Source organism: Pseudomonas sp. LS1212 (assembly GCF_024741815.1).
GTDB lineage: Bacteria > Pseudomonadota > Gammaproteobacteria > Pseudomonadales > Pseudomonadaceae > Aquipseudomonas.
Map to the genome: position 1 here is coordinate 2,870,020 of NZ_CP102951.1, position 14,071 is coordinate 2,884,090.

Annotated in this window: 1 protein-coding gene; it reads left to right on the forward strand. The window is 64.7% G+C overall.

From position 1 onward, the window contains the following. Positions 1-46: 46 nt before the first annotated feature. Positions 47-14,005 carry a non-ribosomal peptide synthase/polyketide synthase gene (locus NVV94_RS13525; RefSeq protein ID WP_258442893.1) on the forward strand — a complete coding sequence of 4,653 codons (13,959 nt, stop codon included), beginning with the start codon at positions 47-49 and terminating at the stop codon, positions 14,003-14,005. The last annotated feature ends 66 nt before the right edge of the window (positions 14,006-14,071 follow it).

The following is a 14,071-nucleotide window of genomic DNA, read 5'->3' on the forward strand; positions in this document are numbered from 1 at the left end:
GTCGCCGCGCCATCACCGTCGCCCCTATTTTTGCAGGACGCTTTCAATGACCACCGAAAAAACCACCAGCAATCCGATTGAAGACATCTACCCGCTGTCACCGTTGCAGCAGGGGATGCTGTTCCATTCCCTGCTGCACGAAGACTCCGGCGTGTACCTGATGCAGGATCGCTACCGCATCGGCGGTGCCATTGATGAAGTTGCGTTCCTCGAGTCCTGGCGCCAGGTGGTGGCGCTGCACCCTTCCCTGCGCGCCAGTTTTCAGTGGAAAACCCAGAAGCAACCGGTGCAGGTGATCCACCGCGAGGTCAAGGTACCGCTGGATACCCTCGACCTGCGCGGGCTCGCCCCGCACGAGCAAGAGGCGCGGATCCGCACCTTGCTGGCGGACGAACAGAAAGTCGGCTTCAACCTGTCGAAGCCGCCGCTGATTCGCTTCCGACTGGTGCGGCTGGCCGATGAATCCTACGAGTTCATTCGCAGCTTCCACCACATCCTGATGGATGCCTGGTGCATTTCCCTGGTGACCGTGGACTTCCTCAAAGTCTACGAAGCGCTGTGCAACGATCGGACCCCGGAGCTCAAGAGCCCACGGCCGTTCCGCGATTACATCCAGTGGCTGCAACGCCAGGACGCGGGCAAGGCCGAGCAGTTCTGGCGCGGCCAGTTGCAAGGGCTGAATGCGCCCACGCCGCTGACCGTGGACAACGGCGTGGCCCGCGACCGCTACACCGATGCGGTGCTGGTGGACGATCAGTTGATTCACCTGAACGAGCAGGAAACCCAGGCGCTGGCCGCGTTCTGCCGTAGCCGTCGGATCACCCCAAACACGTTTTTCCAGGGGGTCTGGTCGTTGCTGTTGTCGCGCTACAGCGGTCAACGCGACGTGCTGTTCGGTGTCACCGTGGCCGGTCGTCCGGCGGAGCTGACCGGGGTGGCGGAGATGATCGGTCTGTTCATCAACACCCTGCCGCTGCGGGTTTCGGTGGACCCGCAGGCGTCGCTCGGCAGTTGGCTGAGTGCGCTGCAAGGGCTGAACGTCGACATGCGCGACTTTGAACACACGCCCTTGACTGACATTCAGGGCTGGAGCGATTTCCCTCGCGGCGAAACCCTGTTCGACAGCATTCTGGTGTTCGAAAACGCCCCGATCGACGAGCAGATTCTGGAAGGCGGTTTCCAGTTCAGCCTCGAAGGCATGGATCACAGCGTGCACACCCACTACGGCTTGACCGTGGTGATCCTGCCCGGCGAGCAGCTGGGCATTCGCGTGTCTTACGACCGCGAACGTTTCGAGGCGCCGACCGTGCAGCGCTTGCTCGGCCACATCGCCAGCCTGGTGCGCGGCATGCTCGCCGCACCGGAGGCGTTGTTGGGCAGTTTCGAACTGCTGGCCACCGATGAGCGTCAGCAACTGTTGGGCGAGTGGGCCGTCAACCCGCACGACTTCCCGCTGGATCAAAGTTACGCCGAACTGTTTGCCGCGCAGGTCGTTCAACGCGGCGGGCAGATTGCCGCGGTCTGCGACGGTGAATCCCTGACCTACACCGAACTGGATCAGCGATCCACTCGCCTGGCGCACGCCTTGCGCGACGCCGGTGCCGGTGAAGATCAATTGGTCGCGCTGGTTGCGCCCCGTGGTCTGGCGCTGTTGACCATGATGATTGCCGTGTTCAAGGCTGGCGCAGCGATGCTGCCCCTTGAAGTCAATCATCCGCCCGAGCGCCTGCGGGAAATCCTCAGCCTGGCCCGCGCACCGTTGCTGGTGGCCAGCGAAGACTGCAGCGGCCTGCTCGATCAATTGCTCAGCGGCCTCGATCAGGCGCCATCCGCCCTGCTCGCCGAAGCCTGCTGGAAGTCCGGCAACGATTCGCCGCTGCCGCTGCTCGGTGGCCCGGACAGCCTGGCCTACGTGCTGTTCACCTCGGGTTCGACCGGTACGCCCAAAGGCGTGATGATCGAACAACGGGGCATGCTCAATAACATCTTTGGCAAAGTGCCGGCCCTGGGGCTGAGCGCCGAAGACCGGATTCCACAGACCGCCTCGGTCGCCTTCGACATTTCCGTGTGGCAATTCCTCGCCGCGCCGGTGCTGGGTGCCACGGTGCAGATCCTGCCGGACGAAGTCGCACACGACCCGCAACGTCTGCTGCAAATGATCGCCAGCCAACGCCTCAGCGTGCTGGAAATTGTCCCGAGCCTGATGCGCACGCTACTTGCGCTGTGCCCGTGCGACCTGCAATTGCCCGACCTGCGCTGGGTGCTGCCCACCGGTGAGGCCCTGCCGCCGACCGTGGCCCGGGACTGGTTTACACGCTTCCCCGACATCGCCTTGATGAACGCCTACGGTCCGGCCGAATGCGCCGACGACGTGGCCTTCCAGCCGATCTTCGAAGCGCCGGACGCCGACGTCAGCCACATGCCCATCGGCCAGCCGACCGCCAACAACCGCCTGTATGTGCTGGACGAATCCCTGCGTCCGGTGCCCGTTGGCGTTGCCGGGGAAATCTGTGTCGGTGGCGTCGGCGTCGGTCGCGGCTACCTGCACGATCCACAGCGCACCGCTGACGCGTTCATCGACCATCCTCAGCTTGAAGGTCGCGTGTACCGCACCGGCGACCTGGGGCGCTGGCGCGCCGATGGCGTGATCGAGTACCTCGGCCGCCGCGACCAGCAGGTGAAATTGCGCGGTCACAGGATTGAACTGACGGAAATCGAACACCGTCTGGCGCAGCACCCGAACGTGCGCGAAGCCGCCGTGCTGCTGCGGGAAAACACCGTTGGCGAAGCCTGGCTGGTGGCGTACTGGTCGGCCCATGACGACACCCTGGGCAGCGACGGACTCAACGAACATCTGCGCGCGCAATTGCCGCCGTACATGGTGCCGGCCGCCTTCGTGTGCCTGGAGCGCTTGCCCCTCAACAACAACGGCAAGGTCGATCGCAAGGCTCTGGCCGCCCAGGAACTGAACTGGCAGGCCGACACCCAGGAAAGCATCGCGCCGCGCAACGAGCTGGAAACCGCCGTGGCGAAAATCTGGGCCGACGTCCTGGGTCGCGACAATGTAGGGGTGGAAGACAACTTCTTCACCCTCGGCGGGCACTCGCTGCTGGCCACCCAGATCGTTGCGCGCCTGCGGACCCATTTCAAACTCGACCTGCCGTTGCGGGTGCTGTTCGAGCAACCGACGGTGGCGCTGCTGGCCGTGGCCATCGCCGCCCGCCAGGCCGACGCCGCCGCACCGCAAGCCGCCGCGATCAGCGCGCCGAAAGCCCAGGTACGCCCGGCGCTGCTGCCGCTGTCGTTCTCGCAACAGCGTCTGTGGTTCATCGAGCAACTGACGCCGGGCACGACGCTGTTCAACATCCCGTTCGCCCTGCATCTCAAAGGTGAACTCAACGTCGAAGCCTTGCACGCCAGCCTGAATGACCTGCTGGTGCGCCATGAAATCCTGCGCACCGGTATCCGCAGCACCGACGGCGTGCCCTGCCAGCACATCAGCGATTCGCTGAACATCGCACTGCCATTCGACGACTTGTCGGGCCTGGGCGCCACCGCTCGTGCAGGCGCACAATTCAACGCCCTGCAAGAAACCTTTGAGCAGCCGTTCGACCTGACCTGCCCGCCCTTGCTGCGTGCGCGTCTGTTGCGCCTGGCACCGGAGGAGCACGTGCTGGGCATCGCCCTGCATCACTTGGTCTCGGACGCCTGGTCGGCCACCATCGCCCTGCGGGAACTGGCCCTGGGTTATGAAGCACGTTGCAACGGCGCGCCCGCCGAACTGCCGGCCTTGCCAGTGCAATACGCCGACTTCGCCCTGTGGCAACGCGAACACCTGCAAGGCGCCGAACTCAAGCGTCAACTCGATTACTGGACCACCACCCTGGATCGCCGCGACAGCGAAGGCAGTCCGTTGCTGGCGCTGCCCACCGACCATCCGCGGCCCTCGGTGCAAACCTACCGCGCCGGGATCGTGCAGCGTGAACTCAGCGCCGACCTCAGTGCCCGTGTGCAAGCCTTTGCCAGTCGTCTTGGCACCACACCCTTCACTGTGTTGTTCGCCGGGTTCGCCGTGCTGATGCACCGCTTGAGTGGCGATGCCACGGTGCTCGTCGGCACCCCAGTCACACACCGTGAACAACCGGGCACCGAAGGCCTGCTCGGCATTCTGTTGAACAACCTGGCGATCCGTGCCGACTTCGAACCGCAAGCGGATTTCACCGCGCTGGTGAGCCAGGTGGCCAAACGTCTGCGCGAAGGTCTGCTGCATCAGGACCTGCCGTTCGAGCAACTGGTGGACAGCCTGCAACTGCCCCGTAGCCTCAGCCACGCTCCGCTGTATCAAGTGATGGTCGCCCAGCAATTGGCCATGGAGTCGCGGTTGCGCTTCCCCGGGCTGGACTTCGAAGCGCTGGACACCCCGCTCAAGCACTCCGAATGCGATCTGGATTTGCACGTGCTGTGCCCGGCCAATGCGCCGATCCAGCTGGAGCTGATGTTCGCTCTGGACCTGTTCGTCGCCGACAGCGCCCGTCAGACCCTCGCCCGCCTGGAGCACTTGCTTGAGCAAATGCTCGCCGAACCGCAACGCCCGGTGGCCGCCCTGCCGCTGCTGATGGCGGCGGAATGGCAGCGCACCGTGGTCGAGTGGAACCGCACCGAGATGGAGGTGCCACAGCACCTGACCTTCGCCCAGCTGTTTGAACAGCAGGCCGAGCGCACACCGGATCGTGACGCGTTATGTTTCGAAGGCCGCAGCCTGAGCTACGCCGAACTGAACCGCCGGGCCAACCAGGTGGCGCATTACCTGCGCAGTCGCGGCGTGGTCGCCAACAGCCCGGTGGCGCTGTGCGTCGAGCGTTCGCTGGAACTGTTGGTCGGCCTGCTGGGCATTCTCAAATCCGGTGGCGCCTATGTGCCGCTGGACCCGACCTACCCGGTGGATCGTCTGGCCTACATGCTCGAAGACGCGCAGCCCGCGCTGTTCCTCGGCCAGCAGGGCTTGCTGGAGCAGTTGGGTGCCGAGCTACCGCGCCTGCGCCTGGACAGCGACGCCGCCCTGTTCGCCGATCAGCCGGACAGCAATCTGACGCCGTTCGCCGGTCCCGACGACCTGGCCTACATCATGTACACTTCCGGCTCGACCGGTAAGCCCAAGGGCACCCTGGTCACCAACGGCTCGGTGGTCAATCTGGCCTGGGCGCGTATCCATGGCCTGTATCGGCGCTACACCGATCAGCCGATGCGCACCAGTTTCAACTACTCGTTTGCCTTCGACAGCTCGGTGGCCGAGCTCATCCTGCTGCTCGACGGCCACAGCCTGTACCTGACCCCGGAAGAAGTGCGCTACGACCCCGAAGCCCTGGCGCAATTTTTCCACGAGACCCGCCTGGAAGCCTTCGAGTGCACCCCGGCGCAGCTCAAGGCTTTGCTCGAAAGCGACGGCGTACGCCGTGGCGAGGTCTACCTGCCGCGCTTCGTGCTGTTCGGTGGCGACGCGGTGGATGCCCAACTCTGGCAGCGTCTGCCATCGATTGCCGGTAGCCGTTTCTTCAACACCTACGGCCCCACCGAATGCACCGTAGACGCCACCGGTTGTGCAGTCGACGACTTCCCGGAACGCCCGATCATCGGGCGGCCGATCGCCAACGTGCGCACCTATGTGCTCGACGCCTGGCTGAACCCGATGCCGGTGGGCGTTCCGGGGGAACTGCATATCGGCGGTGCCGGCGTGACCCTTGGCTACCTCAATCGCGCCGAACAGACCGCGAAGGTGTTCATCGACGACCCGTTCTCGCGGCTGGCCGGTGCGCGCATGTACAAGTCCGGCGACCTGGTGCGCTGGCTGCCCGACGGCCAACTCGAATACCTGGGGCGCATGGATCATCAGGTAAAAATCCGCGGTTTCCGCGTCGAGCTGGGCGAAATCGAAGCCTTGATCGGCTCGCAACCGGGCGTGCGTCAGGCAGTGGTGCTGGCCCGTGAAGACGTCCCCGGCGACAAGCGTCTGGTGGCTTACGTCACGTGTGACCAGCAGGCCGATATCAACGCCTGGCGCAAAACCATCGGCGCCGCCCTGCCCGACTACATGGTGCCGTCGGCGTTTGTGCTGCTCGATGAGTTGCCGCTGACCGACAACGGCAAACTCAACCGCAAGGCCCTGCCTGCACCAGACATCCAGGCAGCGCCAGACGCCCAGGATCCGCCACGCACCGCCGCCGAACAGCAACTCGCCGCCCTGTGGGCCGAGTTGCTGAACGTGCCGCTGACGCAGATCGGTCGCGACAGCCACTTCTTCTACCTTGGCGGCCATTCGCTGCTGGCGGCGGTGCTGTTTGCCCGTCTGCGCCAACAGTTCGCCAAGGTTCCACCGCTACGGGCAGTGTTCGAGCACCCGAACCTCGACGGTCTGGCCGCGTTGCTGGGTGATCCCCTGCAAGCCCCGGCGGCGACCTTCGTCCCGACGGCACGCCCGGCGCGCCTGCCATTGTCGTTCGAACAGCAACGCTTGTGGTTCCTCGAACAACTGAGCGCTGGCGGTGGCGAATACAACGTGGTCAGCGCCGTGCAGTTCGACGGTGAGCTCAACACGCAGGTTTTGCAGTCCGCCCTGAACAGCGTGGTCCAACGCCACGAAATCCTGCGCAGCCGGATCGTGCGCGATACCGACGGCGAGTTGGCGCTGGTCATCGAACCGCAGGTCAACATCACGTTGCGCGTAGCAGCGCTGGACGCGGCCACCGACGACACCTGGCAACAGCTGACCGACAAGGCCATCCACGCCGAAACCGGACACCGTTTCGATCTCGCCACCCAAGTGCCGATCCGCGCCACGCTGATACAACGCAGCGGTCGCACCCAGGCGCTGCTGCTGCTGACCGTGCACCACTGCGCCACCGACGATGCGTCCAGCCAGAACCTGCTGGATGAACTGGGGCAGTTCTACGCGGCCCAGTGCCAAGGCACCGTCGCCGCACTGCCGAACCTGACCCTGCAGTACCCGGATTACGCCCTCTGGCAGCGCTCCTCCTCGCAACAAACACTGTTGCGCAGCCAACTCGACTACTGGCGCACCCAGCTGGAAGACGGCAATTACCTGTTGGATCTGCCCACCGAACAGGGCCGGCCGAGCCTGCTCGACCCGACCGCAGGTGCGGTGCAGCTGCAACTGCCGCCAGAAATGGTCGGACGCTTGCGTCAGTTTGCCCAGCAACGCGGCGCCACCCTGTACATGTTGATGCTCAGTGCGGCGCAGTTGCTGTTGGGGCGCTATGCCAACCAGCGCGACGTACGGGTCGGCAGCCCGGTGGCCCAGCGTCCGCTGGCCGAACTGCAGCCGCTGATCGGTTGCTTCGTCAACACCTTGGTGATGCGCGCCGACCTCGATCCGACGCTGGATTTCGAAGGCTTGCTGAGCCAGGTAGGCAATAACGTACTGGACGCGCAGCAGCATCAGGACGTGCCGTTCGATCAGGTCGTTGAACACCTGGCGCCGGAGCGTAGCCTCGCTCAGACGCCGCTGTTCCAGGTGTTGTTCGTGATGCAGAACGCCGACTCGTCGGCCAGTGACTGGCCGCAGTTGCAGGTGCGCGAACGAGCGGTGACCGCCCAGGCCACCAAGTACGACCTGAACTGGGAAGTGCATGACGGCGAAGTGCTGTCGGTGTTGCTGGAATACCGCGCCGCGCTGTTCAGCGAAACCACGGCCCAACGTTGGCTGGCGCAATGGCAACAACTGCTCGAAGCCATGCTCGACGCGCCACAGACTCGCCTCGGCGACTGGTCACCGTTGGCGGCGCCTGAGCGTCAACGGCAACTGGTCGAGTGGAATGCCACCGAACGCAGCTACAGCGGCCCGACCAACCTGCACACCGCGCTGAGCCAACAAGCTGCGCTCAGCCCCAACGCTCCGGCGCTGGTGTTCGAAGGCCAGCGCCTGAGTTATGCCGAACTGGATCAGCGTGCGCAAACCGTCGCCCGTGCCTTGCGCGCCGCCGGTATCGGCAGCGGCGCCATCGTCCCGGTGTGCATGGAGCGTTCCATGGACCTGGTGGTGGCCTTGCTTGGCATCGTGCATGCCGGTGCCGCGTGGTTGCCGCTCGACCCGGAATTACCCGCCGCGCGTTTGGCCTTCCTGATCGAAGATGCCGACGCCCGGGTCACCCTGACTCAACCGCAGTGGCTGTCGCGTCTGCCGGTCGGGCATCCGGCCTGGACCCTCGATGCACTGCCACAAGCGCCAGCCGGTGAACCGATCAGCGTCAGCTCCAACGATCTGGCCTACGTGCTCTACACCTCCGGTTCCACCGGCCAACCGAAAGGCGTGATGAACGAGCACGGCGCCTTGATGAACCGTCTGTACTGGATGCAGGACGCCTTCCCGATTGGCCCGAACGACCGCGTCTTGCAGAAAACCCCATACAGCTTCGACGTGTCGGTGTGGGAGTTCTTCTGGCCGCTGATCACCGGCGCCACGCTGGTGGTCGCCCGTCCGGACGGCCATCGCGACCCGGCGTACCTCAGCGAGTTGATCCAGCAGGAACAGATCACCACCCTGCACTTCGTGCCGTCGATGCTGCGGGCCTTTGTCGAAGAACCGAGCCTGGTCAACTGCCACAGCCTGCGTCAGGTGTTCGCCAGCGGCGAAGCGCTGCCGGTGGATCTGGTGCGGCGCTTCATGACTCAACACCCGGCCGCATTGGTCAACCTCTACGGCCCGACCGAAGCGGCGATTGACGTCTCGGTATGGCGCTGCTCGGTGGACGACGTCATCGTGCCGATCGGCAAACCGATTGCCAACCTGCGGTTGTACATCCTCGACGAGGCCATGCAGCCACTGCCCATCGGCAGCATCGGCGAGCTGTACATCGGTGGCGTCGGCGTGGCTCGCGGCTACCTCAAACGAGCGGACCTGACTCAGGAACGCTTCCTCGCCAGCCCGTTCATCGACGGTGATCGCCTGTACCGCACCGGCGACCGCTGCCGCTTCCTCGCCGATGGCAACATCGAATACCTGGGGCGTCTCGACCATCAGGTGAAACTGCGCGGCCAGCGGATCGAACTGGGAGAAATCGACGCCGAGTTGCTGGCACAAACAGGCGTTCGCGACGCCGCTACCTTGTTGCTCGACCAGCGTCTGGTGAGCTTCTGGTGTGGTGACGCTGATGAAGCCACAGTCCGAGCCGCATTAAGCGACAGCCTGCCCTCGCACATGCTGCCAAGCCTTTTGGTACAACTCGACAGCCTGCCACTCAATAGCAACGGCAAACTCGACCGTAAGGCTCTGGCAGCCACGACATTGCCCGAAGCCGGCAGCGATCAGCCGCGCACAGCGCCGCGCAACGCCACTGAAACGGTGCTCTGTGAGTTGTTCAGCGAAGTGCTGGAATGCCCGCCGGTAGGTATCGAAGATCACTTCTTCCACCTCGGCGGCCACTCCTTGCTGGCCACCCGCCTGGTTGCCCGGGTCCGTGAACGCCTCGGCGCGACTCTGCCGCTTGCGCTGGTGTTCGCACAACCGACGGTGGCGGCTTTGGCCGGCCATCTGCGAGCGGCGATGCCGGGCGAGCTGATCACCGCGCAACCACGTCCGGCACAGCTGCCGCTGGGTCTGGCTCAGCAGCGTTTCTGGATGCTCAGCCGTCTGGTGCCGGATTCGCGCGAGTACCACATGCCGTTCGCCTTGACCTTGCGCGGCGACCTTCAGGTCCCGGCCTTGCGTGAAGCATTCGAGCAGGTCAGCGAGCGTCATCTGGTGCTGCGCAGCCGCATTGTCGAAGTCCAGGGCGAGCCGCAGTTGCTGATCGACGATCAAGGCCCGGCGCTCGTGGTTACTTCGGTCGCCACACAGGACTGGACGACGGCTTGCGCCAATGCCCAGACCGCACTGATGGCGCCGTTCGATCTGGCCGCCGCCGCACCTTGGCGTGGGCACTTGTTGCAACGTCAGGGCAGCGACGAAAGCCTGTTGCTGGTTTGCCTGCACCACAGCGCCACGGATGGCTGGGCGATGCAGTTGCTGATCGACGAACTGGCACAGGCCTATACGGCCGGTCTGCACGGGCAGTCGCCTGCCTGGGTGGCGCTGGAAGTCGACTATGTCGATTTCGCCCTGTGGCAACAGCACCCGGATACTCAAGCTCGACGCAGCGACAGCCTGGATTACTGGAAAAATCACCTGGGCCAGGACGACTACCAACTCGACCTTCCCCTCGACCATCCACGCGGTGCCGAAGCCGATCGTCGTGCCCGGCAACTGACGGTCAGCCTCGGCGCCCAGCGGGCCGAAGCCATCCGCCAGTTCGCCCGCCAGCGCGGCACCACCAGCTACGTGGTACTCGCGACGGCACTGAGCGCGTTGCTGGCTCGTTACAGCGGTCAACGCGACATTCGCCTCGGCACCCCAGCGGACCAACGCGACGAACCGCAAACCCAGGCGTTGCTGGCCTGTCTGGTGAACACGCTGGTGATCCGCAGCGAGGTCGACCAACAGGCTCCGGCCGAGCAGTTGCTTGCCAGTCTCGAAGCCAATCTGCGTGCAGCCCAGGCCCACGCCGACCTGCCATTTGCAACCCTGGTCGGCGCCGTGGCCCAGCGCCGCGATCTGAACCGCACGCCGTTGTTCCAGGTCATGTTCTCCCTCAACCACGGCCGCATGGACAGCAGCCAATGGCCGGGCCTGAGCATCGAAGAGCAGACGCTGCCGGTGATCGATGCCAAGTTCGAACAGAGCTGGGAAGTCCAGGACGACGGCGTCGACATGACCCTCGCCCTGGAATACCAATCGGCGCTGTTTGACGAGTCGACGATGCAGCGCTGGAGCGCGCAATGGTGTGCCCTGCTGGACGCGCTGGTGACAACGCCGGAGCTAACGCTGGTCGAGCTGTTCCCGCAACAACAGGACCAGCAGCAACTGGATCGCTGGAACGCCACTGAACGTCAATACACCGGCCCGACCAACCTGCACACCGCGCTGAGCCAACAAGCCGCCCTCAGCCCGAATGCCCCGGCGCTGGTGTTCGAAGGCCAGCGCCTGAGTTATGCCGAACTGGATCAGCGTGCGCAAACCGTCGCCCGCGCCTTGCGTGCTGCCGGTATCGGCAGCGGCGCCATCGTGCCGGTGTGCATGGAGCGTTCCGTGGACCTGGTGGTGGCCTTGCTCGGCATCGTGCATGCCGGTGCCGCGTGGTTGCCGCTCGACCCGGAATTACCCGCCGCGCGTTTGGCCTTCCTGATCGAAGATGCCGACGCCCGGGTCACCCTGACTCAACCGCAGTGGCTGTCGCGTCTGCCGGTCGGGCATCAGGCCTGGACCCTCGATGCACTGCCACAAGCGCCAGCCGGTGAACCGATCAGCGTCAGCGCCAACGATCTGGCCTACGTGCTCTACACCTCCGGTTCCACCGGCCAACCGAAAGGCGTGATGAACGAGCACGGCGCCTTGATGAACCGTCTGTACTGGATGCAGGACGCCTTCCCGATTGGCCCGAACGACCGCGTCTTGCAGAAAACCCCATACAGCTTCGACGTGTCGGTGTGGGAATTCTTCTGGCCGCTGATCACCGGCGCCACGCTGGTGGTCGCCCGTCCGGACGGCCATCGCGACCCGGCGTACCTCAGCGAGTTGATCCAGCAGGAACAGATCACCACCCTGCACTTCGTGCCGTCGATGCTGCGGGCCTTTGTCGAAGAACCGAGCCTGGTCAACTGCCACAGCCTGCGTCAGGTGTTCGCCAGCGGCGAAGCGCTGCCGGTGGATCTGGTGCGACGCTTCATGACTCAACACCCGGCCGCATTGGTCAACCTCTACGGCCCGACCGAAGCGGCGATTGACGTCTCGGTATGGCGCTGCTCGGTGGACGACGTCATCGTGCCGATCGGCAAACCGATTGCCAACCTGCGTTTGTACATCCTCGACGAGGCCATGCAGCCACTGCCCATCGGCAGCATCGGTGAGCTGTACATCGGTGGCGTCGGCGTGGCTCGCGGCTACCTCAAACGAGCGGACCTGACTCAGGAACGCTTCCTCGCCAGCCCGTTCATCGACGGTGATCGCCTGTACCGCACCGGCGACCGCTGCCGCTTCCTCGCCGATGGCAACATCGAATACCTGGGGCGTCTCGACCATCAGGTGAAACTGCGCGGGCAGCGGATCGAGTTGGGAGAAATCGACGCTGCGCTGCTGAACCAGCCTGCAATCACCGGTGCCTGCACCCTGGTGATCGACAACCGGTTGGTGGCGTTCTACAGCAGCAGCGCAGCGCAATCGGGACTCGACACGTTGCTCGCCGCCCAACTCAAAAACCAGCTGCCGGCGTACATGGTGCCAGCGGTGTGGGTCGAAGTGCCGACCCTGCCCCTGACCACCAATGGCAAGATCGACCGCAAGGCCTTGGCGGTCCTGCCATTGCCGCAAGCCCAGGAAAACTACGCCGCACCGCGCAACGAACTGGAAACCCTGCTTTGCCAGTTGTTCGGCGAACTGCTCGGCGAAGCCTTGACCGGTGGCCGCGAAGTCGGCACCTTGGACAGCTTCTTCGCGTTGGGCGGCGATTCGATTCTCGGTTTGAAGCTGATCTCCCGGCTGCGCGAACAGGGTTACTCGCTCACACCAAGAGACCTGTTCCGTTCGCCGACCCCGGCGGCACTGGCACAGGTGGCCAGTCCGTTGCTGACCCTGGCCGAACAAGGTGACGTGACCGGCGCGATGCCGCTGATGCCGTTGCATCAGTGGTTCTTCGACCAACAACAACCGCAGGCAGCGTACTGGAACCAGTCGGTGCTGGCTGACAGCGACCGTCGTCTGCAGCCGGCCCTCGTGCAGGCAACGCTGGACCGACTGGTCGCCCATCACGACGCCTTGCGCCTGCGTTTCGCAGAGATTGACGGGCAATGGCAGGCGCACATCGCGCCGGTCGAGCCTGCGCAACTAGCGTGCTGCGACCATTTGGAGCAACTGGACAGCATCGCGCAAAGTCTGGACCTGCAACACGGCCCGCTGTTCGCGGCGGCATTGCTGGAGGGCGAACCGCAACGCCTGTATCTGGTCGCGCATCACCTGGTCGTCGACGCAGTGTCGTGGACGCCACTACTGGAAGATTTCCAGCAGCTATATCAAGGGCTGGAGCGTGGCGAGAACCCGAGTCTGCCGACGAAAACCACGTCCTACCGTCAATGGGCTGAACATATGCACGCCCATGCCGGCACGGTCAGCGCCGAACAGCGCTACTGGAGCGCCCAAACGACCATGAACGCCGCGCCGGTGGCCACGGTCGCCGAGCGCCAGACCTTGTCGGCCCGTTGGGATGCGGCCCGCACCCACCAATGGCTGACCGAGTCCCACGCCGCCTACCGCACACAACCGGAAGAACTGCTGATTGCCGCCCTCGCTGCCACCCTGGCGGAGGCCGAAAGCCGCGCCGACATCGTGGTGGATCTGGAGCGCCATGGTCGCGATGCACCGTTCGAGGGCCTGGATGTCAGCCGCACCGTCGGCTGGTTCACCACCCTGTACCCGCTGCGCGTGATCGCAAGCGGAGCCCCCGGCGATCGGGTGCGCAACGCCAAGGAAGCCTTGCGCGCCGTGCCGGGCCAGGGCCTTGGCCACGGCCTGCTGCGCCAGCGCGGCGAGTTGCCGGCGGGTCGTGGCGATGTGCTGTTCAACTACCTGGGGCATGAACAAACGCCACAGGGCTGGTTACGCGCCAGCAGCCTGACCCCGCCGCCGGAAGTGGCACTGGCAAACCGGGTGACCCATGGCCGTGAAGTGGTGGCGTGGCTGGAGGACGGCGTGTTGCATGTCGAATGGCACAGCGTTACCCCGACCGCCGACCGCCGCTTGCCCGGTCGCCTGCTGGAACACTTGCAAGCGCTGGTCGGGCATTGCCTCGACCCGCAGGCGGGGTCGCTGATGCCATCGGATTTCCCGCTGGCCAAGGCGCTGAATCAGAAGTCCCTGGACAAACTGCTGAGCAAGCTCAAGACCAAACCGAATTCCCAAAGCTAGCGAGCGACGCGGCGCCTGCGTGGTCAGTGCCTGACCATCACGGCGCCTTGAACGACGTTCACTGTG